Here is a 26,871-nt window from a genome sequence, read left to right on the forward strand (position 1 = left end):
TATATTGATATTTAGGAAAGATTTTTGGAGGAATAAAATGATGAACTTTGATTTAAGCATTGATCGTGAAAGTCCATTTCAACCAGGTAAGCCAGTTTCTCCGTATTTTTTTAAAGGAAGACATGCAAGCATTCAAAAGATTTTAAGATATTATAACAATGCCTGTAACTGTGATGTGCAGCATTTCTTTTTGACTGGAAAAAAAGGGATAGGTAAAACATCTCTTGCAGAATTTGTCAAGCAATATCTTGAAGACAATAAAAATGCTTTAGGTATTTATGTTTCCAATAAAGGTCAGCATTCTCTGGAAAATCTTGTAACTTCCATATTTGAAGCATTCCTGAATAATGTGGAAAGAGGATTTTTTGAAAGAAACTTTGAAGGGTTGTTTGGAAGTATTGAAAGCGTTGAATTCATGGGCACTAAAATCCGTTTCAAGCCGGATGAGGAGACATCAAGAGATTTGGTGGCCAGTTTTCATTATATATTAAATGAGTTGATTAATGATGAGTTTGATGATTATGATTGTATCTTTTTGGTGATTGATGATATCAACGGATTGTCCCAGCAGGAAGAATTTGTAAACTGGTATAAACGATTTGCAGACACAATTGAAGTTGACAGCTCATTTGACTTGCCGTTATATATTCTATTTGCAGGGTATCCGGAAAAATTCGACAATCTTGTTTTGCAGGACTTGTCATTCGGCAGGATATTTCACCATGAGGAAATTAGCAGTCTTGAAAATACTGATGTTCGTGAATTTTTCATCAATGCATTTGATAGTGTGGGTATGAAATGTGAAGATGATGCGCTGGAACTGCTTGTTTTGTTTTCTCAAGGGTCCCCATTAATGATGCAGCATATTGGTGATGCAGTATTTTGGAAATCAGATGGTGAAATCATAACAAAGGAAACTGCAACAATTGGAGTTTTGAATGCGGCTAATGAACTTGGAAGCAAACAGATACGTCCGGACTTAAATAGGATAGGATCTAAACATTACATTAATATTCTTTTGAAATTGGGCAAGCATCAGATTTACAGTTTTCAGAAATCTGAATTGGAGGAGTATTTGTCCGATGATGAAAAGGGTGTTTTAAGCAATTTTTTAGCAAAAATGATTAAAATCGGCATATTGAATTCAAAAGGTGTTAAAAACAGTGGGGAATATGAATTCAGCAATATTTTGTACTTCACATATTTCATGATCAAGGCAAATGAAGGTGAAGTTTTAACTTAAAAAAAATATGATGCTGATTAATTAAGTCTATGGGCAGATTTAAAGTGGTATTTTAAAATCCATAGCTCTTGCGGTGGCGTGTGAGATTCTGCTTGTTGTCGGATACGGGAGAAAGGAAAGTGAAGACATTACAGATTAACTGCCATTGCAGTTGATCTCTTTTTTTATTATTATTTTTTCTTGGGATTCGAACCTATCGAATAATTGATTTAGTAATTAATTAAATAACTACTTTTTTTATAATCCTGCCTTTTCATTAACAATATTTTTTATTATTGTAATTGTCTTTTCAAGTCGTGTATTTTTATTCATGTTGATGTGGATTGCACTATATTTTTTTAATAATTTCATGGGGATTATGTATTTGGGTTAGTGAAATTGATTTTCACTGCATCAAGTCTTATTTATAATGAAATTCAAAATATTAGATTAGTGAGGTAGCAAAAGCTTGATATATTTTGACAAGTATCTAAGTAATACTTTTTGGCAATTTTTGTAGTATTTTTTTACATTTCTCTAATGTATTTTTTTTTGAAAAATCCCTTGTAAACTTAGTCAATTATTTTAAAAATTTTTTTCCACTAACAATGCAATATGGTCTTTTTCGTAAGGTTCCAGTTTCACCTTTTCAACAATCTTAAAACCTTTCTCCTTCAATTTCTTCTCTTGTTCCTTGAATATCTTTTTAGGCTTTTGAACAACATCAATACTTCTGGCCTTAATCATTAATAGACCAACACCATCATCGGTTGAAAATAGGTTCATATTTCTCATGAACAATTCGGTCTGTGTAGGTTGAGCCACATCACAGTACACAAGATCTGTTTTTTCAACAATGTTGAGATATCCTTTGGGTTTGGTTGCATCACCTAAAATCGGAGCAATATTAGGTCTCTGACGTGAAAGCTGAACCAGTTTCTTTGCGGTTGTTGGTGAAAACTCAACGGCATAAACCCTTCCTTCGGTTACAATGTCTGAAATGTGTGAAACTGTTGTTCCTGTTGAAGCACCAAGGTATAGAACTTTTGAGGTTTCCTGGAGGTCCAGATTTTCCAATCCGTTTAAAAGTGCTGCAGCCAATTTTGAACGTCTAGGATTCCATATTCTGTATTCCTCATCTTCCATAATCAACTCTTCTCCATAAACGGATATTCCGGGAGTCAAGTTTTTTGTTGCAACATTGCCGTCTTTGAAATAAACTTTCATGCTCTACCTCCTCTTCCTTTTTTTCTTACCTTTTCTCTTCTTATTTTTACCTTTGGACTTTTCTTCTTTTCTTTTTTTGGTTGTTTTTGTTGGAAAAGGATTGTTCTTTTCTATTTCTTCAACTTGTGCTTTGAAATCCTCAAAAACATTTTCATCAAAAGTTTTTGTAAAGACGTCCCGTCTAACGGCCAGTGATATTCTGCCTGCAAGCATACGGGCAATCTTTCCACGATTCCACCATTTTGCTCCTCTCACTTGTGGATGTTGATAAATCAATCCATATTTCGGTGGCCTGTCTCCGCTTTTCAAATGCCTGAACAATGCTTTTTCAGCTCCCATTATCTGAACGGTGCTTGATGGATACATTGCAAGGCGTCTTATTCCACCGGCATGAGAAATAAGTTTGGCACCTAATGTTGATCCTACCAATAGTTTCAAGTTAGGGGCAATGGATTCCATTTTTGAGTCTATGTAATCTTCAATGTCTCTTCTTGTTTTTTGAAGCTCATGAATGGATTTGGCATAATTGTTCATTATCTCCAAATCCTGCGGGTTAATGTCATCCTCTAAATCGATAATGTCATTTGGGAATGCTTCTGGTTTTGCTTTTACAATCTCGTCCTTGCTTGCGTTTTCTGAAATCAGCTTGATGTAGGTTTCATTGTTTCTGACAACTTCCATTTCAGGGAAATACAATGCATACCATTCTCTGATTCTTTCAATAAGCTTTGAAACTGACTCGTCAATCTCATCAATTGAGTTGATTGCCTGAATCAAGTGCTTGTCTTCGCTTGCAGATTCCTTTTTGATTTTATAAATCGCAAAGCTTTGATATATTTTGGTAATCTCCTCATCATCCAATCCGAATTCGTCATAATGGCTTCTCAGGTATTCTCCACCCTGATTTGGATTTTTGATGGTGAGTTTGGCATTGTCATAATCTGATAAGCGCTTATTGGATTCAATTATTATCTCGTCATACTCTTCGCTGATTTCACTGATAATGTCCAATTCCTCTTTAACGATTTTTTTATCATTAATTTCAGCCAATCTGTTGATTATCTCATCTTCTGGAAATAATTTCTTGGAGATTAGCTCGTTTTCCCCGTTAAAAGCAAAATATCCTTTAACACAATAAGTTATATAGCATTCCATGAGATAATTTATTCATTTTATTTTTAATAAGTATTTTTATACTATCGAAATTAAATTATTGTATAGGTTTTAATTATGTCAAAACAAAGTTTTAGAGATTTGAAAAATGAGATTGAACTGAAAAATGCGGAAATTGATGAGCTGTCGATGGAGCTTGAAAGCAAAAACGAGGAAATAAACAAGCTTAAGCTGTATTCGACCAAGTTGAAATATGAAAAGAAAAACCTGGAAGACAAGCTTGACACTAAAATAGATTACGATAAGGCAAGAATCAAGGAACTGGATGACTTGTCTGAAAAGATTGCCGAAAAGGAGTCTATAATTGAGGATAAGCAGGACCAGGTTAAATATTTAAGATCCCTAATTGACGATTATAAAACCCAAATCAAGTCAAATTCCGAGGAACTGGAAATCCAACTTAGAAAAATCTCTAAACAGTATGAAGAATTGCTAAACCAAAAGGACTCAATCATCAATAAACAGGATGAAATGATTGCAAATCTCACAAAAGCAAATGAAGAAATAGTCAAATCCAACAAAACCAATGTAATCAGTTTGAAACTGCAAAATGAAAAATATCAAGAAATCATTGACAATCTTACAAAAACTAATAAATAATTAATTACAAAGTTGATATCATGTTAAAGACAAATATTTGTGGAGTGGAATTTCAAAATCCATTGATGCTGGCAGCGGGAATAATGGGAAGCAATGCCTCATCAATGAATTGGATTTTAAAATCTGGTGCGGGAGGAGTCGTGTCAAAGTCATTTTCACTGAATCCTCATCCAGGTTATGTAAACCCTACAACCGTTGCGGTTGACGGGGGTATAATAAATGCAATAGGCCTTTCAAATCCGGGAGTTGAAAACTTCAAGGAGGAATTGAAGAAAATCGAAAGGAAAGACAATGTAGTTATTGCTTCAATATATGGGGCAACACCTGATGAGTTTTCAACCCTTGTGGGTGAAGTTCAGCAATACGTTGACATGATTGAGCTTAACATCTCATGTCCTCATGCGATGGACGGATACGGGGCTTCAATCGGTCAGAGCTGTGACTTGTCACACACTATCGTTTCAGCATCAAAGGATGCAAGTGACGTGCCAATCATTGCAAAACTGACACCTAACGTGACAGACATCACTGAAATCGCCAAGACATGTGAGGATGCTGGAGCGGACTGCTTATCCTTAATCAACACTTTAGGTCCTGGAATGAAAATCAACATCGATGTTGCTAAACCAGTATTGTCAAATAAGTTTGGCGGTATGAGCGGCAAGGCAATCAAGCCAATAGCAATACGCAACGTCTACTCAGTTTACGAGGCAGTTGACATTCCACTGATAGGTGTCGGCGGAATATACACATTCGAGGATGTTGTCGAGTTCATATTTGCAGGAGCCCGTGCAGTGCAGATAGGAACAGCAATAATGGATGAAGGCGTTGAAGTATTCAGCAGGATTAATGAAGGATTGGAAAAATTCATGGCAGAAAAAGGCTATGGATCAATAGATGAAATGGTGGGGATTGCACATGATTAACGAACCTAAAATAGTTGAGATAACTGAAATTATTGAAGAGACTCCTACTATTAAGACTTTCAAGTTCGATTGGGATTTTGAAACACTCGGTAAGCCTAATCCTGGTGAATTCGTCATGATTTGGAATTTCGAAAACGAAAAGCCAATGTCCATTTCACAAATCAATGATAATGAGTTGGCAATTACCGTTAAAAACATTGGAAAGTTCACCTCACAACTTCATGAATTGAAAGTGGGTGACCAAATCGGTGTTAGAGGCAGTTACGGACACGGATTCGACAATTCATTTGAAGGCAAAAAAGTCATTGCCATCGGTGGAGGAGTTGGTATGGCTCCTATGAATGCAATTGCCACTGATTTGGCCAAGAATAATGATGTAAGTGTCATTTCCGCAGCCCAGACAAAAGATGAATTGCTCTTCTTGGACTCACTTGAAAGCTTGGGCATTGACGTTTACCCATGCACTGATGACGGAAGTTTCGGGTTTGAGGGATTTGCAACAAATTGTCTCAGCAGTTTGCTTGAAGATAACACTTATGATTATGCATTTGTATGTGGTCCTGAGATAATGATGAAAGGAATCTTTGAGATTCTTGAAGCGTCATCAATTCCTGCACAATATTCCCTTGAAAGATATATGAAATGCGCACTAGGAGTGTGCGGCCAGTGCTGTGTTGACAGCGAAGGATGGAGAATATGTGTGGAAGGACCTGTTTTTGAAAACGACAAGATTGAACAGATCACTGAATTTGCAAAATACAGAAGGGACGCAGCAGGCGTCAAGCACTGATGAGGATTGGATAAAATGGGAATTGACATTAAGGAATACTTGACTCCACCAACACTTTTGGTAATATTCCTATTGGTAGTTTCACTGATGTTTGTCTTTCCCGTTTTGAACATGGTTGTACTGGGTGCCATCCTGGCTTATGGGGTCAGGCCGGTTGCAAGGAAAGTCCAGTCCAAGCTTAAATACTCATCAGTATCAATTCTTCTTGCGATGGTTGTCATACTGATACCGCTGATTCTTTTGGTTGCATATATTGTTTTTGAGCTGACAGGAATGCTTTCTGGTTTTCTTGCAACCAACTCATATCAGGACATTAACGCAACAATCTCATCAGTAACATCCTACCTGCCGGGCAGTTTTGACATCAATTCCATTTCCACAACGCTAAACTCATCAATCCGTGAAATAGGATCTTATGCCCTGAACTATCTTGTCAAGTTTGCAGGAAGCCTAATGAACATTACCTTGGACTTGTTCATACTGGTGTGTTCAGTTTTCTACTTTGTCCGTGATGGTGACAGGTGCCTTGCGTTTATCAGGTCATTCGTTCCCGACGATTCAAAGGACTTCTTTGACAAGACAGTCGAATCAGTGAAGGATGTTTTGAGAAGCATATTCTACGGTCACTTCCTCACCTCAGTCATAATAGGAATATTCGCAGCAATAGGATATTCACTCCTTGGATATCCTTATGGAATATTTTTAGGAGTAATCACTGGAATCCTGCAGCTGATACCGGTATTTGGGCCATGGCCGATATACTGGATACTGTTCTTTATGGATATAATGTCCGGAAACTATCCAAGAGCCGTAATTGTACTTCTTTTTGGATTTTTCCTAAGCACAATAGACATGTACATAAGGCCGGCACTTTCAAGCCATTATGCCGACATTCACCCATTGATACTTTTAATAGGATTCCTCTCCGGTCCGCTTGTCTATGGAATTGTTGGATTCATTGTCGGACCGCTGATTTTGGGAATAACATATACGGTTTTGGACAATTACAGAAAGGAATATTTGATGGAGGATGCATAGATGCAAAGGAATGTTGTAATTTTGGACATTGATTATGTCACTTACGAGAATAAGCCAGTAATCAGACTGTTCTCAAAGGATGGGGACAAGAACATTGTTTTAATCGACGATACGTTTGAACCGTACCTGTATGTTGTAAGCGATGACATTGACCAGTGCATATCCGAAATCGAGGATAATCTTGATGTGACAAAAGTCGAAAAGGTAATCAAGAAGGACTTTCAGGTGGAATACGAGTTCATCAAGGTAACATTCAAGCATCCTCAGGAACTGGCAAAAAACAGGGACGCATTAAGGGATCTTGAATCAGTAATTCAAATAAGGGAATTCGACATTCCGTTCTACAGACGGTACCTGATGGACCGTGACGTGATACCAATGACTGAAGTCGTTGCCGTCGGCGATAAGATTGACTCATTCCTTGACTTGGACTCATCAAAGCAGGATGTTGAGATAATAAAACTCACACAACCTCTTGAAAGGCTGCCTGAGTATCCTCAGGATTTCAGGATAATGAGCTTTGACTTGGAAGTCAGAAACCCTCACGGAATGCCGAACTCTGAAGAGGATGAGATAATCATGATTGGGGTTTCAAGCAATTTCGGAATCAATCAGGTCATCTCAACAAAGACAAACTCTCCGGAAAAGGATGATTTTGTAAATCAGGTGGAATCAGAAAAGGCAATGATTGAGGAATTCGTTAAACTCATCAAGGACAACAATGTCGACATTATCGTAGGATACAATTCAGACAATTTCGACTTCCCATACCTCAAGGACCGTGCAAAGATACTTGGAGTTGACCTGGACATTGGAATGGACGGGTCAGATGTCAAATTCATCAGAAGAGGATATGCCAATGCCGCTTCATTCAAGGGATTGATTCATGTTGATTTGTACCTTGTAATGAGAAGGTACATGACCCTTGACAGATATACATTGGAAAGGGTTTACTATGAGCTTTTCGGCGAGGAAAAGATAGATGTGCCCGGTGAGCGCATATATGAATTCTGGGACAATGGCGGAGAGGAGCTTGACAATCTCTTTGACTATTCACTGGACGATGTGGTGTCCACTTTAAAGATTGCAGAACAGACATTACCATTGAATTTAGAGCTTACACGTATCATAGGACAACCCTTGTTTGACGTGTCCCGTATGGCAACAGGCCAGCAGGCAGAATGGTTTTTGGTAAAACAAGCTTATTTCGATGATGAGGTTGTTCCAAACAAGCAAGGGTCCAATTTTGCAGACCGTGCCTCAGCCGATGACAATGAAGGGGGATATGTCAGGGAGCCTGAAAAGGGACTTCATGAAAACCTGGTTCAGTTCGACTTCAGAAGCCTATATCCGAGCATCATCATCTCTAAAAACATCTCACCTGACGTGATGGAACTTGGAGAGGTTGAAAACGAGGAGGAGTATAACATTTCACCTGAGCATGGAATAAAGTTCAGGAAATCACCTCAAGGTTTCATTCCATCCGTTATTGACAAGATCCTTCAGGAAAGGTTCAGAATCAAGCGTGAAATGAAAGCCACTGAAGACCCTCAGCTCAAGATTGCATTGAATGTACAGCAGCAGGCCATCAAGAGACTGGCAAATACAATGTATGGTATCTATGGTTTCCCACGTTTCAGATGGTATTCCTTTGAATGCGCAAAGGCAATCACCTCATGGGGAAGGCAATACATTAAATCATCAATAAAAAAAGCTGAAGAATTCGGGTTTTACGCAATATATGCTGATACTGACGGTTTTTACGCCAAGTATAAAAAAGATTAATTTTTTTTAAAAAAAAGAAAAAGGTTAAGAGAAATTAATTCCCTTATCTTTTGATTTTAATAGTTGATTTTGCTTTTTTAGCGGTAACATACTTGTTAGCTGATGAAACAACTACTTTATGTTTTCCAACTTTCAATTTTTTGGTTAAAAGTTTAGCAATACCTTTTGAATTGGTTTTAACAGTGTAGGTTTTTGATTTCTTACCGGTATATACTTTAATTTTAACTTTAACTCCTTTAATTACTTTTTTAGTCTTTTTGTTTTTGACTGTTACTTTAAAGTATGATTTAGCACCTTTTTTAGCAGTCAATTTTTTAGGAGTCAATTTAGCTGGAGCTTTTTTGATAACAATTTTTGAAGTTACTTGTTTAGCGGAGTAGTCTTTTGAATCAGCACCTGCAACAACAACTTTGTAACTTCCAGGTTTTAATGTGTCAAGTGCTAATCTTAATTGACCGTTAGCTCCAGTGTTACCGTTGTAGTTGTAGTATCTTGTGCTGGAAACATAAACCTTGATGTTGACCTTAGCGTCATAGATTGGTTTGTTGTTCTTAGTGTTAGTTAATTTTACGGTAAAGTATTTGACACCTTTGTAGTAATCAGTTACTTTTTTAGCAGTGATTTTTGCACTAGCTTTCTTGACTGTAATAGTCTGGGTAACTTGCTTAGCATCATATCTACTGTCCGCAGAATTTATAACAATCTTGTGTTTTCCAACAGCTAATGAAGCACTGAATGAAACTTGGCCTTTACTGTTGGTTTGGAAAAGGTAATCATTGTATTTTTTGGAAGTTTCATATACTCTTACAAGCAGATACATTCCACTTAATGCCTTACCGTCTTTTTTAACTGTAATTGTTGAAGTTGCTCCTGAATTGAAGTATATAGTTGCATCCTTAGCGGTGATTGTAACAGGGATCTTCTTAACGACTACAGTTGATGAATTGGAAGCATTGTTAATGTTTTTAGTGTCATTGTTGCTTACAGTTAACTGATATTCGCCACCTACAAGGTTTTTAGCAGAGATTCTGCCTGTACCGTTTGAATCGGTTTGAACGTAGTAGGTTTGACCGCTGGTTTGAGGCATGTACAATTTAAGGATGATTCCAGGAACTGCAAGTCCACTGTTAACATTGGTTACTTTGATTGTAACGTTCTTATTGCTGCCGTAATATTCGTTGTATGGAGCGATTTCTATTTTAATATTTGCTTTTTTAACAGTAAGGGTAGTATTAAGTTTTTTATCAGGATTTTGAGCTATTAAATTATCTGAAACAGTTATTTCAACAGTATAGTTTCCAACTTCAAGCTGTTTCATGCTGAGTCCGCCACCGCTTTGATCGAAGATGTATAAGTTAGCTGTTTTAAATGAAGCTATATTATTTTCACCAATTGTTGCAGAGTGACCAACTGAAATGTTTCCCTTAATCATTAATGATGCTTTTTTACCTTTTAATGAGGTTGTGCTGTCATCCACATCAGTTACCCTGAATGTGAAGTTACCATCTTGATATTCGTTAACAAGGGTCACTGCTTCAATTATTACATTATAGATTCTATTAAGGGTAATGTTCTTAATGGTGGTTTTATTGTATGCAATAGTTAAGTTTGCAGTGGTGAAGTTAGCGTTTTCAAGAGTGAATGCTACAGTTCCGTTTACAACATTCCATTCAGTAATGGTAATGTTTTTGGTTTGATTACCATCTTTATATGTTACTGTAAGGTTCAAGTCATCTTTTGTGAAATCAAAGTTGTCCACTCCGTTGGTAATGTTAATGATTTGAACTTCACCTTTTTTGGTTGAATTCACATTAAGTTTAGTGCCGTTTGTATTGATTTCAGTAGCACCACGAACATTGATTAAAACATATCCTTTGGAAGTATTGTTAACATCATTTCCTTTGTATGTGATTGTAAGGTTGTAAACTCCTTTTTTCAATCCGGTTAAAGTTAAATTACCTGTGGTTTCATTAAATTTATTGATAGCACCAGTTTTTGTGATAGTCAAATTAGTTTTTGTGATATTGATTTTTTGACCATCTGCACCATAAACTGTTATGGTGAATGTTGCATTGTCTCCCTCATTAATCTCAATTAGTGTTGGAACAATAGTCACATTAGTTTTATATTTAACTTGAACCTTTTTAACGCTAGATGCACCATTATCAGTATAATTTATGGTTAGAGTTTGTGGAACTGCAATATTATTTATTATAAGTTTACTTCCATCAATATTGAATGATACTTGATTATTTTCACTATCAGTAATATTGAATTTTGATGAGTCAGTCTCAGTAAAATTCTCAACCCCATCGGTTATTGTGAATGGGATTTCAACTGTTGTTCCGTTAGTGTCTACAATTGCTGGAACATCTTCTAGAGTCTTATTTCCATATATTTTCAGTAGGAAACTGGTTGTACTTGAATTATAATTATCGTTTCCTTTATAATTAATAGTTAAATTATGAGTTCCAACTGCTAACTTATCTAGTATGCTAATCATGGAATTGTTATATGTGAAGTTTACTGTGGTTTTTCCTTCATGAACAGTTAAATTACTTGCATTAATTCCAGATATTGGGTTGGATTTATTGTCTTTAACAGTCACTGTGATATTTTTTTCGTCATCATATCCGAATTTTTCCTTATCACTTGTAGCTGTTACTGTAGTATTAGTTTTTTCAGGTGTTTCCTCACTTAGTACAGCATCATCGCTGACTTCTTCTATATCGTTAGTGAGAACAACACTCTCATCTGCACTTGCCAATACGTCACTATCTGCAGCGACATCATCACTAGCACTTACAGATCCGATGCTTATTAACAGGAATATTGCCATCGCCATTAATAAGACATAAGAGTTTTTAAGTTTCATAACTTTTTATCCTCCTGTTTAAAGAAAATCTTATTTGATTGAAAAAAAGTTTAAGATTTTCAGTACTAAAATTTTAGATTTTTATAACATTTATAGTTTTTATTTTTATATTATTTAAAATTCACTTATGATTTATTGATTATAAGTTAAAATTTATATTACCTTGAATTATTTAATTTTGAAATCGATATATAAATTATTACTATCGATGTTTGTAAAAAAAAAGATTTGATGAAGAATAAGTCTATTCTTCAACATAAGAGTCTATGTCAATGTCTAAATCGTCACAGATTCCTTTTAATTGTTCATATAATTTTTCATCGATTGCAACACCGTTTGCTTCTGCTTCTGCAATCCTTTTGACTTCAAGGTCACCTGGAATTGCAACGGTTTCACCGGTGGCTCTCACTTGTGAGATGAAGTCTTCGGTGTCTGCCTTGAACTCATCAAAGTCACCGAATTTTGAAGGGTCAATAACTACGTATAAGTCCCCTTTGGTACAGTCCTTATCTGGTGAAGCTGTACCTGTAACTCCATGTCCGTAACCTGCTTTTACTAGTGGTCCGGTTAAGATTTCAATCAATAAGGATAATGCATAACCTTTGAATCCGCCGAATGGTAATATTGAACCTTCAAGTGCTGCTTCAGGATCGTTTGTTGGATTTCCGTCCTTGTCTAATGCCCAACCGTCAGGTAAGTCCAATCCTTTTCTTTTTGATTCGATGATTTTACCACGAGCGGTAACGGAGGTTGCCATGTCCACTGTAATGTATGAGTCGGATGGAATTCCCAGTGCAACAGGGTTGGTTCCAATCAATGCCTCTTTACCTCCTAAAGGTGCGATTGCAGGGTCAGTGTTGGCTAAAACTAAACCGATGCAGTTTTCTCTTAATGCTAAGTCAGAATAAAATCCGGTAACACCGAAGTGATTGGTATTGTGAACTCCGACACATGCAATTCCCACTTCCTTAGCTTTTTTGATTGCAATTTGCATTGCCTTGTAGGATACTGCTTGTCCGAATCCGCTGTTACCGTTAATCAAAGCTATTGCAGGGGTTTCCTTTTCAATAGTGATATTGTCTTCTAGGTTGATTGTGCCTGCTTTAATACTAATGAGGTATTGTGGGAATCTTCCAAGTCCATGTGATGTAAATCCTTTTAAGTCAGCATCGACTGTAGCTTCTGCAACTAATTCCTGATCTTCTTCGCTGGCTCCAAGTTTTGCTAAAATCTCTTTAACAAGAGCCATTTCCTTATCTTTCATTATCTTCATGTTTTCTCTCCCTCTTAGTTATTAAATCAGTATTCAATTTCAGAGCCTTCAAAAGCTTTTACAGTGATTTTTTCATCATCTGTAACTTTACCGATGATTTGGCAATCACAGTATTCTTTTAAAGTGCCCATGATTTTATCTGCTTCATCTTCTTCGCAGATAACAACAAAACCGATACCCATATTAAATACTTTGTACATTTCCTTGATATCGACGTTTTGTTCATAGATAAGTTTAAATATTTCTGGAACTTCCGGAAGGTCGTTAATGTCATATCCCACACCTTTTTTCAGGCGTCTGAGATTTGTGAATCCTCCTCCGGTAATGTGAGCAAGTCCATTGATATTGTATTCTTTTTCAAATAGTGCCACTATAGGTTTGACATATAATTCAGTTGGTCTGATCAATTCTTCACCGATGGTTGTCTCACCATTAGGCATTTTATCGTCAACGCTAAATCCGGCATCGTCAAACAATGCTTTTCTTGCAAGACTGTATCCGTTGGAATGAATTCCATTACTGTTGATACCGATTAAAACGTTTCCAGGTTCAATGTTTTCACCGGTAATGATTTTATCAATATCCACAAATCCGATACCGGTTCCTGCAAGGTCGAAATCCTTGATGATTCCAGGTAATGATGCTGTTTCTCCTCCAATGATTGCAATTTTGGATTCGATTGCACCTGCAACAAGACCTTCAGCAATTTCAGCTGCTCTTTCAGGGTCTGGTTTTTCAACAGCAAGATAATCAACTAATGCGATTGGTTCAGCACCGACACAAAGGATGTCGTTTACAACCATTGCAATGCAGTCAATTCCGACTGTATCGTATTTGTTCATCATTTCAGCAATTAAAATTTTACTTCCAACACCGTCAGTACTCATTGCTATTCCTTTGTCTCCTAATTTGACTAAAGCTGCATAATGACCACTGTCAGTGATAATGTCTCTACATTCTAATGTTGATTTAAGTTTATCAGCCAAGGCAGAAACAGTGACTGCTTCTAAATCAATATCAACACCGGATTCTGAATAAGTAACCATAATCACACCTAATTTAAAAAAATAATAAATGTTGTATTAATTTTTACAACATTTTCACATTACTATCTTTGTTTTATATACTATATAATAATTTTTAATGTATTCTCACACAATCTAAATTAATTGGGGTTTTAGTCTCAATCTTATAGCTTCTATGAATTGATGAGGCCAAGTCCACTGCCTTGTAAGGGTCTCCGTGACAAGTGATGACTTTTTCAGGTCTAGGATTGAGTCTTTTGACGTATTCCATTAATTGTCTTCTGTTGGAGTGACCACTGAAACCGTTAATGGTTTTGACTTGCATTTTGACATGGAACTGTCTGGTTCTTCCATCATCATCTTCAAGAGGTATTTCCTTCCATCCTTTTTGGACTCTTCTACCCATGGATCCTTCAGATTGATATCCTACGAATATGATTGTGTTTTTCTCATCCTCACATAACCATTTGAAGTATTCGACAGAGTTTCCACCGGTCAACATACCTGAAGTGGATAATATGATTGCAGGCTGTTTTGACTCCACAATGTCTTTTCTTTGGTTGCGGTTTTGGACTTTCTCAAACATGTCTGAAACGAATGGGTTTCTGCCCATGTGGAAGATTTGATCCCTCAAGTCTTTGCTTAAGTATTCAGGTCTTGCGGTGTGGATAGCGGTTGCTTCCCAAATCATTCCGTCAATGTAGATTGGCACTTCCTCAATCATTCCGTGTCTCATGTACTCTTCAAGTACAACCATAAGCTCTTGTGCCCTTCCCACAGCGAATACTGGTACCAATACTTTTCCGCCACGTTTAAGGGTCTTGTAGATGGTTTTCATCATTTCTTTTTCTGCGTTGTTTCTGGAAGGCTGTACGTCTTCCCTTCCACCGTAGGTACTTTCCATAATCACTGTTTCAGCACGAGGGAAACGGATGGTTGCAGGTTCAAGAAGTCTTGAAGGTTCGTATTTGAAATCCCCAGTGTACACTAAATTGTGAGCTCCGTCTCCAATGTGCATGTGGGAAATTGCTGAACCCAGGATGTGTCCTGCATTATGCAATGTCAACCTTATGTCCGGGGAAATGTCGGTCACTTCACCATAGTCTAGTGTAATGGTGTTTTTGATTGCCTGTTTCACATGCTTTTGTGTGAATGGTAAAGGATTTCCTTCACGGTGAGCAATGTCCAAGTGATCGAATTGTAAAAGGGTTGTCAAGTCCCTGGTTGGGGTTGTACAGTAAACCGGTCCGTCATAACCGTAATGGAACAGGTATGGTACGAATCCGCAATGATCTAAGTGAGCGTGAGATATGATTACTGCATCCAATTCCTCGATTGAAAACTCTGGTGCATTCAAGTAAGGGAATGCGTTCTTGTTGTCTGATGCAGCAACATTAACACCACAGTCTAATAAAACACGACTGTTTGGTGTTTGTAATAACATTGATGAACGTCCGACTTCTTTGAATCCTCCCATTGAAGTCACTCTAGCCCAGTCATTAGGGTATTTGCTTCCCTGGTGGATTTGGCGTCCGAGACGTTGTAATAATTTTTTCCTGTCTTTGCTACTGTTTTTCTGGATAGTTCTGATTTTTCCAATAACGTCTGAGCTGATTGGTGGGGTTCTCAAGATTTTAGGTGCCCATCCGGTATTCTTAACGATACTCCTTGAAGTAACTCCATATTTTCCAATAACAAGTCCTGGTTTTTTAGCGGTAATTACCACTTCGCAGGTTACTGTGTCAAAGTAGATATCGGTAATTTCAGCTCCGTCTGGAACTATCTCATGAATTTTATTGATTGTTGGTTCTGGTTCAAGTAAAGCACTTTTGTCAGATCTGATAATAATTCTTTTTCTTAGTTCTTTTGCAAGTGATCTTATAAGATCGCCATTTTCAGTAATAATTTCTGGATTTTTTGTGTAAACAACCACTTCTGGTCCTTCAAATTCCACTTTTGAAACTTGAATTTCATCTGGTAGTTTGTTTAAAATCTCTTTTTTAATGTCATCTAAAATATCTGAAGTCATATAATCCCTTCAAAAAAAGTTAGTGTAGTATAATAGTTTATGAAAGCGTTTTAAGCTATAATCAGTTAAATTTCATAAACTATGTACACTTTTTTATATGAAAAATAGTTAGTTATGAAAAATTAGCTTACTTATATTTTATCAAGAATCTCATTAATTTTTTCACTGTCTAACATTTCAAAGCCGTTTTTGTCCACTTTAGCGACTAGATATCCGTTACCGGAGTAGGTATCACGTTCAGCAGCAGCTCTGATAGCTCTTATGGCTATTTCAATTCCTTCGTCGGTTGTTAAGTCATCTCTGAATCTGTCTTCAAGAACACCGTAAGCCACGATTGAACCTGATCCAGTTGAGATGTAAGTATCTTTAATCATACCACCTGCTGGGTCAAGTGAGTAGAGAGATGGTTCGTCCCCGTCCATACCACCAAGTAATGTTTGAACATACATTGGTCCGGAACGTAAGATGTTTGCAGTTAATGATGCAGCTGCTTTAACGCTGATTTCATCATTGTTTCTCATTTGGTATAATGATACTTCTGCCTCAATGACTTTCATTAAGCTTTGAGCATCTCCAACGGAACCAGCTATGGTTGTTACAATGTGATCATCAATTTTAAATATTTTTTCTGCTACTTTGTGAGCTACAAGGTTTCCCATACTAGCTCTTCTTTCGCTTGCAAATACAACTCCGTCTTTGCATGTAATTCCAACGGTTGTTGTACCTTCTAGTATTTTATCATCCATTTAAATACACCTCGTATAAGTATTTAAAATATCTTATTTCAACTACTTATAGGTTAATATAACAAAATATAAACTAATCTAGGAAGATTAATTTTATTTAAAATCAGAATCAATAATTAGTATAAACTAACAATATTAATATTATCTATTTGCATATATAAAGTTTTCTTTTAGGTGTGTCAATGAAATATAAAAAAATCGGGGATATCTTAATTTTGGATAACAGTTATTCAGGTTGTGACTTTGAGGAGCTGTCCGCAAAACACAAGGTCAAGACAATAATGAAAATCAATCACATTCAAGGGACAAAAAGGGAACCAGTATATCAGATATTATACGGAAATGAAACCGAAACAGTCAACAAAGAGAATGGATGCCTGTTCAAGCTTGACCTTGCAAAGGTGATGTGGTCAAAAGGAAACAACAATGAGCGGTTGAGAATTGCCAAACTCGTGGAGGATGGCGAAACAGTCATTGACATGTTTGCAGGTATAGGATACTTTTCAATACCGATTGGAGTTCATGCCAATGCCCGTGAGGTGATTTCCATTGAAATAAATCCGAATTCCTATGAGTTTCTCTGTGAAAACATCAAATTGAATAAACTTGATAACATAACTCCCGTATTGGGGGACTGCAAGGTTGAGACTCCAAAATATAATGCGGACCGCATAATAATGGGTTACGTCAAAACAACACACCATTACCTAAAAGCAGCAATAGACAGCTTAAATGAAGGAGGAATACTTCACTATCATGAGACAGTTCCAGAAAAGCTCATGAAAACACGTCCAATAGAAAGGATAATTTCACAGGCTGGTGGTCGTGAGGTTGAACTTTTAAAAATAAATAAAATAAAGAAGTATGCTCCCGGTGTGGAGCATGTTGTTGTCGATGCTAGGATAAGTTAGAAATATGGTTTAAAAGATTATCGTTCAGCCATTCTGAGTTAATGTATTTTTCATAAACGCATAATCTTTCAATCAATTCAAAACCAGCATCCTCTGTTAATTTTTTAAGCTCATCAATTCCCGGCCAAGGGGATGTGATGTTTACAAAATCAGGACTCACTGGTGATACTCCACCCCAGTCGTCAGCGCCGCACAATAGGAAAATCTGTGCAGTGTCATTGTTCAGGTTAGGTGGTACCTGTATGCTCACGTCAGTGTCGCCAAACAATAAAGTTCCTGCAGTTACAGTTCTAATCATGTCCAAGAAACTAGGTTCTGGCCAATCTTCCATCTCGATTCCTGGAATCGGTGTGAAATTTTGAATGATTACTTCCTGGATGTGGCCGTACTTGTCATAAAGGTCACGAATTGCAAGCAATGATTCAGCTATTTCTTCCTTGTTTTCACCTATTCCTATTAGGATTCCTGTGGTGTATGGAATCTTTAGCTTTCCTGCATTTTCAATAGTTTCAAGTCTAACTTCAGGGTTTTTACCCGGACTTTTCCTATGTGCAGGCAATTCCATCAATCGTTTGGATGAGTTTTCAAGCATCAAACCCATTGATGCATTGACTTCCTTAAGCTTTTTCAAGTCATCATAAGAATAGTTTCCGCCATTGGTATGAGGAATCAATGTGGTTTCATCGATTGTCATCTGGCAGATGTCGACAACATAATCGACCATTTTTTCATAACCGTATTCAGCCAGTTTCAACTGAACGATTTCCTCTTCATCTGCATCTTCACCAAAAGTAAACAGTGCTTCCTTGCATCCGTACTGTTCAGTTTCCTTCAAGCTTTCCAATACTTCCTCTTTGCTTTTGAGAATGATTGCTTCAGGATCTTCAGGATTCTTTTTAAAGTTACAGTATCCGCAATCATTTCTGCAGATTTCAGTTAATGGTATGAAAACATTTTTAGAATAAGTAATGAGATTATTCTCCCTGTACTTGACTGTTTCAGACATGTATTTAATTATTTCACTGTCTGTTGCATTCAGTATCTGGAGAATATCTTCTTTGGTTAAATTTGATGTCATTATGCTTCACTTTCTGAAACAGTTACTTCAACGTATAATGGAGGAATTTCGTTCTTGTCTTCCCAGATTGCAATAACCACGTCAAAGCTTGGAAGCTCAAACACTTTGTATGCCACTACAAGTCCCATTGACTCCAGTTCCTCTTTCATTCTTATGAATCCATGGTCGTCAACATCTACGGCATTGGCTTCTGCGGCCTTGATATGTTTATCTCCTGATTTTAAGATGTCAGTAATCTTATCTGAATCGTCAACGACTTCTTTTCCACCAAGGATTTCTCCTATCTCGTTAAGTTTTGATTCGAATTCGTCAATTGGGATGACTTTTCTGGATCTTCCTCTAACGATTAAAATACTTTCATTGTTTATCGCAGGTCTTGAGCCTTTGAATGCATCAAAAAAGCCCATTACTTCTCCTGCAATTTCATAAGTTTTTTTCATTAAATCAAGTCCTTAGATATTCAATTCTTCTTTGAGGTCTCCTAATGTGGTTACCTTTTCTGCAAATGCATTGTGTCTGTGGATACTTTCCTGATTTTCCTGACGTGCAGTGATTAATGTGTCATCTGGGAAATCAGCATATTTTTTGACTATCTTTTCCATCATGTTACGGACACAGTCTTCTACAAAAACAGGTTTACGATGTGCGTTCATTACTGTTGCGTTTTCATCAGGCCTTTTAAGTAATTCACATACTGGGGAACTCATTGAAGTTTCGATAATCTCAATTAGGTCTTCCGCTTTAACAACCTTGTCTTCAGGAACTTCAATCAATAATGTTCCAACTCCTCTTTGGTTGTGTGAAGCAAAAGTAACAGTATCTAAAACTTTTTGAGTGGTTTCTTCATCTAAGAATTCTAATAGTTTATTTTTGTCTGATTCTTTTACTGATTCTTGTGCACATGGGCAAACGGTCATTCCGATTAGTTCAGCACCAACACTTTTTCTGATTTCAATGTCACCATCATCAGTTCTGTAACCAATAGCTTTTGCTTTTAACTGAGCCATTTCCTGGGTCTTGTTTTTGGTTACAGGTGATTCCTTCATGAACATGAAGTCTGTAGTCATTGATATTTCAACACGTCTTGCATATTCATGTTTGGTCATCATTTTTTCTACAATTTTTGCACATAATGATTCAACATCTACTGTTGAGCCGTTGGCCACTTCTTCGAGAACTTCGCTAATAGCTTCCGGGTTCCTAGACATGTGTACGCCCTTTTGATTGCTTGGTAAATCTACAAACGCATCAAAAGTTGGTAATAAAATTATAGGTCTTTTATTTGTTCTTTCTAGTTGTAATAATTTTTTTACTCCGGTTACACCCACTCTAGTTAATTCGATAGGTATATTGGGAGCGTCGTCTTGAGTATCGGGTAAGCAAACTGCCAATTTCATAACCTCTTTTTTAAATTAAATATTATATTTTTTGTTTCTTTTTATTTATATAGTTAAATGATTATTGTAATCTCAATGTAACTTATGTAATATATTTTACACATATATTAAAAAGAAGTTTTAAAATAAAAAAATAAGAAAAAAAAGTAGTTAAAAACTACTTGTAAAAAAAGTCTATAAAATGTTTGAAGAACCCATGTCTTCTTTGATTACATCCAATACAGTTTGGGTGTATGTTCTTTCTATAATTGGATCTTTCAATAATTCTTTAATGAAAGCGTTCAATTCGTTGGTGTTTCTGAATTTAGCGATTAAGAATGCATCATATTCGCCTGTAACGTCATAGATTCCAACAACATTTTTATTAAAGAATGTTTTTTCTTCCCAGTTCTTGAGTTTTCCACCTTTTACTCTGACGCCAATAATGGTAGTTAAGACAAAACCTAACTTTTCATGGTCGATAATAGGTGAGAACTTCTTGATAACTCCTGATTTGACCATTTTGTCAATACGGTTATGGACAGTACCAACAGAAACATCTAAACTGCGGGAAATTTGTCTGTAAGAAGTTCTTACATCTTCATTAATTATTTTAAGAATATTGATATCGGTATTATCCAATTTAACAATATTGTCTTTAGTTTTTACCATTGTATTTCTCCCTTTTATTTAATTTGATATTTGTTAATTGAAAAATTAACTTATATAACTATAAATTCATCATAATATATAAACTTTATATATTTTTTTAAAAATTTTTTATATTAAATTTATAGATTTTTTATATTGACCTTTACAATTAAATATCCATTAAACAGTTTGGCCCAAAAATGCGATTTTGATAAATAATTTATATACATGTTATAATTCATAATATTCTGTTTCATCAATGAAAAAATCATTACTTTACTGATTATTGCAATTCCATCAAAACGTTTTTAATGTCTTCAATTGATGCGTCGGTCTTTATGCCTATCGGGCTGAAATGGGTTTTAATGGCGACAAATCCCTTATTTTTAATTCCCTCAAAAATCAAGTCCAGCTTGGGTGCACTGATTTTTAGGGACTTGCAGATTGAATGCACATCATAAAAAGTAACTGGAGCACCAGCCTCTAAAAGGCAACTGTTCAACAGTTTCAATGCATCCTTTTCAGTGTTGATTTTTTTATGATTGGTTTCATCAATCATTTTTTCAATAAAATCAGCATCTTGGATGTCTCCAATCCATAATGGTCCTGCATGGACAAGTTTCTCGCCGCAAACAGGGCACACTTCATCAATTGGGCTTGCCAAACCTTCACTTGCCTGCCTGTGCAGACAGTGTTTGCAGTGGCTGATATATCCAATGTTTTTCAAGGATTCATCTGTCCTTTTTGAACCTTTTTTAATTTCCAGGTATAATCTCATATAATGTTCAGTGCTGTGTGACATTTTCACTTCAATGAACTTTGCATATTTTGAAAGTGTCAGTGCAACAAAACCGGCAAGTATTCTGATTCCGTTTTCATGGCAATACTCGCTCTTGTATGGCTTTGCATTGTACTTACGGATGCAAGGCTCCTGATATGTTCCGCATAATGCTGAGGTGTCGGTTGCGGTAACGCATAAAAGTGAGTTTCTGCGGGCACAATAGCCTGCTGAATCGAGAAATGGGGAAGGTGTTCCGAAAGGATCAATGTCAATGACATCGAATTCTCCACGTTTCAACCTTAAAAACATGCTTGCGTCATGCTGGTAAACCTCAACATCGCTTAAATTATTCAATTCGATGTTGTGCCTTTCATAATGGTTTGCGGTTTCGCTGATGTCATTTATGGAAACCTCTCCAACGCCATCTATCTCATTTTTGTATCTGACTCCGCGTATTCCACTGCCTCCAAACAGGTCGCAAATGTTAATTTCACGGTCCTGTTCCTTTTGAAATACTTGTATTGCAAGGATAGATAAGTCCCTATTCATCTCCATATGAGGATTATAAAAGACTGGAGCGTCTGATGAAACCTTATCAAATTCGGGAAATTCAATTTGTGTCAATCCTTCTTCAATGTGTTTTATTTTATATTCTTCCATTAATTCTCACTTTTAATTCTTTTTTTATAGTCTATGTAATAATGTTTTAAATATTATTAGATTTAAATATTATTATGATAAATCTTAATTGGTGATAATCTTGTCAGATATTAAAGTACCTATTGCAAAACCAATAATTGGAGACGAAGAAATAGAAAATGTGGTTGAAGTTTTAAAATCAGGAATGATTGCCCAAGGCCCAAAAGTTGCAGAATTTGAGGAAAAATTCGCTGAATGGGTTGGAGCTGAATACGGTATTGCAGTAAACTCCGGAACTGCAGCACTGCACACTGCACTTCTTGCATGTGAAATCGGCGAAGGGGATGAAGTGATTACAACACCATTCACATTCATAGCAAGCGGAAACTCAATTGTATACACTGGTGCAAAACCGGTATTTGCAGACATTGACTTAAAAACATACACTTTAGATCCTAATTCAATTGAATCATTAATCACTGAAAACACTAAAGCTATTTTGCCTGTACAGTTATATGGTCAGTCAGCAAACATGGATAAAATCAATGAAATTGCTGAAAAATATGGATTGATTGTCATTGAGGACGCAGCTCAGGCACATGGTGCAACCTGCAACGGTAAAAAAGTGGGAAGCATGGGAGACATGGCTTGTTTCAGTTTTTACCCAACCAAGAACATGACCACTTCAGAAGGTGGAATAATCACCACTGATGATGAGGAATTGGCTGAAAATGCAAGAATATTCAGGGCACATGGGGCCAGCGTAAGATATCACCACGACGCAATAGGTTACAACTTTAGAATGACCGATATCTCCGCAGCAATAGGACTTGCACAATTAAACAAGATTGATGAGTTCAACGACAAAAGAATTGCCAATGCAGCATATTTAAACGAAGGATTAAAAGATGTTGATGGAGTGATAACTCCTTACTGTGCATATGACTCCAAGCATGTATATCACCAATACACAATCAGGGTTGAAAAAGGAGACCGTGACGATTGGGTTGACATCATCAACGATTGCGGTGTTGGAACAGGAATCCATTATCCTATTCCATTATACAACCAGCCAATCTACAGAATCCTAGGATTTGATGGGGACTGTCCAAATGCTGAACTTGCAGCGGACAATGTTATTTCCCTACCAGTTCATCCATCATTAACAAAAGAAGATTTAGATTTAGTAATTGAAGCGGTAAAAACCGCCTCAAATGAGTTAGATTAAATTCTAACTTTCTCTTTTTCATTTTAACATTTCATTTACAGTATCGACTTTGGCGTCCAAAGTCCTGTTTTCAAGATCCCTTCTGTCATCAACCTTTATGACAGTGTACACCCTACCGACACCAACTTCAAAAACTGCCTCTTGGGCTTTGGCTATTGCAGAGTATAGCTCTTCCAGATTATCCGCTTCTATCTGTGTTCCCATTCCAGTCAGCTGATAGCTTAAACCTGAATCCTTGATTGATTGAACCGCTGCGGTTACGTAGTCTTTACATTCTGTAGTTTCGGTTCCAACAGGTAATATTGCAAAATCACAAGTTATCATTTTTTCACCTGGTAAAATTATTTATTTATCTTTCTATAAATCAATTTAGTAATGGTAAAATTAAACAAGGAAGAATTCAACAACAAGATTTTTACAAGAATTAACAATCTGATTTCTGATTATGAGTTAATTAAGGAAAATGAGCTAATTGCAGTTGCATTGTCCGGAGGCAAGGACAGTGTGCTCACATTGCATGCCCTTAAAAACTATCAGCAATATCTGGATTTTGATTTGGTGGCCATCAGTGTCGATGAGGGAATTGAAGGATACAGGCAACACGGAATCGATTCAGCAGTGAATAATGCAAAGGAATTGGGCATTGAACTGGTTCAGAAATCATTTAAGGATGAGGAAGGATTTGCGCTTGACGATATTTACGCTGATTTCAAGAGTGCATGCATTCCATGCGGTGTTTTTAGAAGAAACATACTGAACAAAACCGCTTATGATCTAGGTGCGGTTAAAATAGCCACAGGCCATAACCTGGATGATGAGATTCAATCATTCCTGATGAGCTTTGCCCGTGGAGATACCATCAAGTTCTCAAAGTTCGGCCCGGAGCTTGACGTTATACATCCAAAACTCGTTCCAAGAATCAAACCGTTATGGAACACTCCGGAAAAGGAAGTTGGAATGTGGGCTGTGCTAAATGATATTGACATTCACCTTGATGAATGCCCATACTCCCATCTGTCATTGAGAGCTAAAATAAAAGAGTTTTTAAATGTCAGTGAGGATAAGTATCCTGGAGTTAAAAATAATGTGATGGAGTCCTTCCAGAAAATATTGAATTTTGAAAATGAAATGACCACAAGCTTAAATGAATGTGAAGTCTGTGGTGAGCCGACTTCATCAAATATTTGTAAAGCTTGTGAATTAAAAGAATTAATTTCTCATAATTGCGAAGGCCATATATAATATGAACAAAGCAATTAAAATTATTCCTTCTTTTTTATCATATTTGTCTTGTGTTTTACCGAATATGAAGCATAAAATGGTAACTGCAATCATGAATATGACATCTATTATCATACTTGGGTTAAGAGGTATTGAACTTATTGCGCTACTTGCTCCCAGTACAAACAAAATATTGAAGATGTTTGAACCAATTACGTTACCTATAACCAGCTGATTTTCCCCTTTCCTTAAAGCAGTAATTGAGGTTACAAGTTCAGGTAAAGAGGTACCGATTGCAACAATGGTTAAACCTACCAATGTTTCACTCATTCCAAGTGCCATTGCTATAGCTGAAGCGCTATCTACAACAAAGTCTCCACCAATAATGATTCCTGCAAGTCCGACAACGATGAAGATTATACTTTTTGGAAGGCTTAGTTTAGGTTTTTCAACTTCATTAGCGTCCTTTGACTTCCTTGCGCTACGGATAAGGTAATATACATAAGCAAGGAGGATAATGAGTAATATTATTCCTTCAATATTGTTGATGTCCCATCCGATGAATATGAATATTGCCCATAAAGCAGTTATTCCAACAAGGAAAGGCAAGTCCTTTTCTAAAACACTTTTTTCCATTAACAGGTTACTGAGTAATGCTGCAATACCAATGACCATCAGCATATTGAAAAGGTTACTTCCAATAACATTACTTACAGCCATTGCGTTATTTCCAACCAATGATGAAGTAATTGAAACAGCCGCTTCGGGTGCGCTTGTTCCAAATGCAACAATGGTTAAACCAACAATTATTGTAGGTATTTTTAGAAGTGATGCAATGCTGCTTGCACCATCGACAAAAAAGTCAGATCCTTTAATTAAAAATACAAAACCTACAAGCAATAAAACAACTTGTATAATAATTCCGAAATCCATCACTCTTCCTCTTTAATTTCTTCTTGAGGTCCCAAATCAATCACAAGGACTTTATCGATTTGGTGTCCGTCAATATCTACGATTTCAAAAATGAATCTGCCACAATCGTATCTGTCCTCTTCATCAGGTATTGTACCGCTTAAACTGAGGATGAATCCTGCAAGAGTGGTGTATCCGTCTTCCTCCTCGTCAGGCAGATTTTCCTTAAGTTCAAACAGTTCCTTGAATTTTTCAATTGGGTATCTTCCATCAATCAACCATGATCCGTCAAGCCTTTGGGTTGCTTTCGGTTCATCGTCCTCGTCAATGCCTGGAATGTCTCCAACAATTCCTTCAAGCAAGTCGTTTAATGTAATTAAACCTTCAACACTTCCGAATTCATCAACTACCAGTGACATGTGAACATATTCCTGGTTTTCCTTGAATTCCTTTAATAATTCAAGTGTTTCCAAATGTTCAGAAACCACTAAAGGCTCTTTTACAATCTTGTGAACATCAAATTCATCTTCAGTAAACATTGCTGAGAGAATATCTTTTGCCTGAACAACTCCAATGAAATCATCCAATTCTCCACTGGAGATCGGGAAAATGGACCTTTTACTTTCAATGATTTTAATCTTGTTGACTTCACGGTCATCCTCAAGGTCAATCCATATGATTTCATTACGAGGAGTCATTATGCTTTCAACCTTTTGGTCATCTAGCTTGAAAACACGTTTGATAATATCCTCTTCCTCTTGCTCGATTGTACCGTCTTCCCTTCCTTCCTTAATCATCAATTCGATTTCCTCTTCTGTGACGATATCATCGTTTCTGTTTTCAATTCTCATTAACCATAAAAGGAAACTGCTTGATTTTGCAAGTATGAAACTAACGGGCAATGAAATTTTAGAAAGAATGACCATGCTTTTCGCCACTTTGAGTGAAATTCGTTCAGGGTCATTTAATGCGATAACCTTAGGGACTATCTCTCCAACAACCAATGTTAAATAAGTAGTTACAATAACAACAACAGCCACACTTACAGGTTCTGCGTATGGGATGAATGATATGTATTTGGCGAGAGGTTCAGCTAATGTTACTCCACCAAATGCCCCGCTTAAAACACCAATAAGTGAAATTCCTATTTGAACGGTTGATAAAAATTCATTAGGGTCTTCCAACAAATCCATAACGATTTGGGCTCGTTTGTCCCCTTCTTCTAAGTATTTTTGCATTTTTGCTTTTCTAATAGATACAACGGCAAGTTCAGCCATTGATAAATATCCTGTAATAATTATCAGAATTATAATTATAATTATCTTCAGTGTCGTTCCAATCATTTCTAACAAACCATTAAAACTA

At 36.6% G+C, this 26,871-nt stretch carries 24 protein-coding genes; 9 read left to right on the forward strand and 15 right to left on the reverse strand.

Annotated elements, in window-relative coordinates; translation table 11 throughout:
- Positions 1 to 37: 37 nt before the first annotated feature.
- Entirely contained in the window at positions 38 to 1,243 is a 1,206-nt protein-coding gene (locus E7Z78_RS06035; protein ID WP_303724262.1) for an ATP-binding protein, read from the forward strand.
- Between the two features lie 564 nt (positions 1,244 to 1,807).
- On the opposite strand, the gene E7Z78_RS06040 is transcribed toward E7Z78_RS06035, so the two are convergent.
- A complete protein-coding gene (locus tag E7Z78_RS06040) occupies positions 1,808 to 2,449 on the reverse strand; it encodes a fibrillarin-like rRNA/tRNA 2'-O-methyltransferase (protein ID WP_303724263.1) in 642 nt (213 codons plus the stop codon).
- A 3-nt stretch (positions 2,450 to 2,452) separates the two neighbouring features.
- On the reverse strand, positions 2,453 to 3,604 hold the full coding sequence (locus E7Z78_RS06045; RefSeq protein ID WP_303724264.1) for an NOP5/NOP56 family protein: 1,152 nt from the start codon (positions 3,602 to 3,604) through the stop codon (positions 2,453 to 2,455).
- A 75-nt stretch (positions 3,605 to 3,679) separates the two neighbouring features.
- Here E7Z78_RS06045 and E7Z78_RS06050 point away from each other — a divergent pair, with 75 nt between their 5' ends.
- The 5 genes from E7Z78_RS06050 to E7Z78_RS06070 are packed head-to-tail and all read left to right on the forward strand — an operon-like array spanning position 3,680 to position 8,761.
- Positions 3,680 to 4,222, forward strand: a complete 543-nt coding sequence (locus E7Z78_RS06050) for a glycosyl transferase (protein ID WP_303724265.1) — start codon at positions 3,680 to 3,682, stop codon at positions 4,220 to 4,222.
- Positions 4,223 to 4,242: 20 nt separating this feature from the next.
- Entirely contained in the window at positions 4,243 to 5,148 is a 906-nt protein-coding gene (locus E7Z78_RS06055) for a dihydroorotate dehydrogenase (protein ID WP_303724266.1), read from the forward strand.
- Positions 5,141 to 5,938 carry a dihydroorotate dehydrogenase electron transfer subunit gene (locus E7Z78_RS06060; protein WP_303724267.1) on the forward strand — a complete coding sequence of 266 codons (798 nt, stop codon included), beginning with the start codon at positions 5,141 to 5,143 and terminating at the stop codon, positions 5,936 to 5,938. Before E7Z78_RS06055 ends, E7Z78_RS06060 begins: the two co-directional genes overlap by 8 nt.
- 15 nt (positions 5,939 to 5,953) lie before the next feature.
- Positions 5,954 to 6,976 (forward strand): AI-2E family transporter, encoded by a 1,023-nt coding sequence (locus E7Z78_RS06065; RefSeq protein WP_303724268.1) that lies wholly within the window; start codon positions 5,954 to 5,956, stop codon positions 6,974 to 6,976.
- Positions 6,977 to 8,761 carry a DNA-directed DNA polymerase gene (locus tag E7Z78_RS06070; protein ID WP_303724269.1) on the forward strand — a complete coding sequence of 595 codons (1,785 nt, stop codon included), beginning with the start codon at positions 6,977 to 6,979 and terminating at the stop codon, positions 8,759 to 8,761.
- A 43-nt stretch (positions 8,762 to 8,804) separates the two neighbouring features.
- Here the strand turns inward: E7Z78_RS06070 and E7Z78_RS06075 are convergent, their stop codons facing one another.
- The 5 genes from E7Z78_RS06075 to psmB form a co-directional block, all read right to left on the reverse strand.
- Entirely contained in the window at positions 8,805 to 11,636 is a 2,832-nt protein-coding gene (locus E7Z78_RS06075) for a hypothetical protein (protein WP_303724270.1), read from the reverse strand.
- Between the two features lie 244 nt (positions 11,637 to 11,880).
- Entirely contained in the window at positions 11,881 to 12,909 is a 1,029-nt protein-coding gene (comC, locus tag E7Z78_RS06080; RefSeq protein ID WP_303724271.1) for an L-sulfolactate dehydrogenase, read from the reverse strand.
- A 26-nt stretch (positions 12,910 to 12,935) separates the two neighbouring features.
- Positions 12,936 to 13,955, reverse strand: a complete 1,020-nt coding sequence (gene purM / locus E7Z78_RS06085) for a phosphoribosylformylglycinamidine cyclo-ligase (RefSeq protein WP_303724272.1) — start codon at positions 13,953 to 13,955, stop codon at positions 12,936 to 12,938.
- A gap of 94 nt (positions 13,956 to 14,049) precedes the next feature.
- Complete coding sequence (locus tag E7Z78_RS06090; RefSeq protein ID WP_303724273.1) at positions 14,050 to 15,963, reverse strand: beta-CASP ribonuclease aCPSF1; 1,914 nt, start codon at positions 15,961 to 15,963, stop codon at positions 14,050 to 14,052.
- A 131-nt stretch (positions 15,964 to 16,094) separates the two neighbouring features.
- Positions 16,095 to 16,709, reverse strand: a complete 615-nt coding sequence (gene psmB / locus E7Z78_RS06095) for an archaeal proteasome endopeptidase complex subunit beta (protein WP_303724274.1) — start codon at positions 16,707 to 16,709, stop codon at positions 16,095 to 16,097.
- Positions 16,710 to 16,891: 182 nt separating this feature from the next.
- On the opposite strand from psmB, the gene E7Z78_RS06100 reads away from it, so the two are divergent.
- The gene (locus E7Z78_RS06100; protein WP_303724275.1) at positions 16,892 to 17,620 is read left to right on the forward strand and encodes a class I SAM-dependent methyltransferase family protein; all 729 of its coding nucleotides are present in this window, start codon (positions 16,892 to 16,894) and stop codon (positions 17,618 to 17,620) included.
- Here E7Z78_RS06100 and cofG read toward each other — a convergent pair.
- From cofG to E7Z78_RS06125, 5 genes are all read right to left on the reverse strand, one after another.
- The gene (gene cofG, locus E7Z78_RS06105) at positions 17,607 to 18,698 is read right to left on the reverse strand and encodes a 7,8-didemethyl-8-hydroxy-5-deazariboflavin synthase subunit CofG (RefSeq protein ID WP_303724276.1); all 1,092 of its coding nucleotides are present in this window, start codon (positions 18,696 to 18,698) and stop codon (positions 17,607 to 17,609) included. The genes E7Z78_RS06100 and cofG overlap by 14 nt on opposite strands.
- Positions 18,698 to 19,138 (reverse strand): DUF2120 family protein, encoded by a 441-nt coding sequence (locus tag E7Z78_RS06110; RefSeq protein WP_303724277.1) that lies wholly within the window; start codon positions 19,136 to 19,138, stop codon positions 18,698 to 18,700. Before E7Z78_RS06110 ends, cofG begins: the two co-directional genes overlap by 1 nt.
- 12 nt (positions 19,139 to 19,150) lie before the next feature.
- Positions 19,151 to 20,089: a GTP cyclohydrolase MptA gene (gene mptA, locus E7Z78_RS06115; RefSeq protein WP_303724329.1), complete on the reverse strand. Its 939-nt coding sequence runs from the start codon at positions 20,087 to 20,089 to the stop codon at positions 19,151 to 19,153.
- Between the two features lie 180 nt (positions 20,090 to 20,269).
- Positions 20,270 to 20,746, reverse strand: a complete 477-nt coding sequence (locus E7Z78_RS06120) for an Lrp/AsnC family transcriptional regulator (RefSeq protein ID WP_303724278.1) — start codon at positions 20,744 to 20,746, stop codon at positions 20,270 to 20,272.
- 262 nt (positions 20,747 to 21,008) lie between these two features.
- Positions 21,009 to 22,166, reverse strand: coding sequence for a tRNA (guanine(10)-N(2))-dimethyltransferase (locus E7Z78_RS06125; RefSeq protein ID WP_303724279.1), 1,158 nt, complete (start codon positions 22,164 to 22,166; stop codon positions 21,009 to 21,011).
- Positions 22,167 to 22,266: 100 nt separating this feature from the next.
- On the opposite strand from E7Z78_RS06125, the gene E7Z78_RS06130 reads away from it, so the two are divergent.
- Positions 22,267 to 23,373: a DegT/DnrJ/EryC1/StrS aminotransferase family protein gene (locus tag E7Z78_RS06130; RefSeq protein WP_303724280.1), complete on the forward strand. Its 1,107-nt coding sequence runs from the start codon at positions 22,267 to 22,269 to the stop codon at positions 23,371 to 23,373.
- An 18-nt stretch (positions 23,374 to 23,391) separates the two neighbouring features.
- Here E7Z78_RS06130 and E7Z78_RS06135 read toward each other — a convergent pair whose 3' ends face one another.
- Complete coding sequence (locus E7Z78_RS06135; protein ID WP_303724281.1) at positions 23,392 to 23,697, reverse strand: MTH1187 family thiamine-binding protein; 306 nt, start codon at positions 23,695 to 23,697, stop codon at positions 23,392 to 23,394.
- 51 nt (positions 23,698 to 23,748) lie between these two features.
- Between E7Z78_RS06135 and E7Z78_RS06140 the strand changes: the two genes are divergently transcribed.
- Positions 23,749 to 24,615 carry a TIGR00269 family protein gene (locus tag E7Z78_RS06140; RefSeq protein WP_303724282.1) on the forward strand — a complete coding sequence of 289 codons (867 nt, stop codon included), beginning with the start codon at positions 23,749 to 23,751 and terminating at the stop codon, positions 24,613 to 24,615.
- Here the strand turns inward: E7Z78_RS06140 and E7Z78_RS06145 are convergent.
- Both E7Z78_RS06145 and E7Z78_RS06150 read right to left on the reverse strand, forming a co-directional pair.
- Positions 24,583 to 25,527, reverse strand: a complete 945-nt coding sequence (locus E7Z78_RS06145) for a calcium/sodium antiporter (RefSeq protein ID WP_303724283.1) — start codon at positions 25,525 to 25,527, stop codon at positions 24,583 to 24,585. The two genes, E7Z78_RS06140 and E7Z78_RS06145, sit on opposite strands and share 33 nt — an antisense overlap.
- Entirely contained in the window at positions 25,527 to 26,849 is a 1,323-nt protein-coding gene (locus E7Z78_RS06150) for a hemolysin family protein (RefSeq protein ID WP_303724284.1), read from the reverse strand. The genes E7Z78_RS06145 and E7Z78_RS06150 overlap by 1 nt, the downstream gene beginning before the upstream one ends.
- Positions 26,850 to 26,871: the final 22 nt, after the last annotated feature.

The organism is Methanobrevibacter thaueri (assembly GCF_015062915.1).
Taxonomy (GTDB): domain Archaea; phylum Methanobacteriota; class Methanobacteria; order Methanobacteriales; family Methanobacteriaceae; genus Methanocatella; species Methanocatella thaueri_B.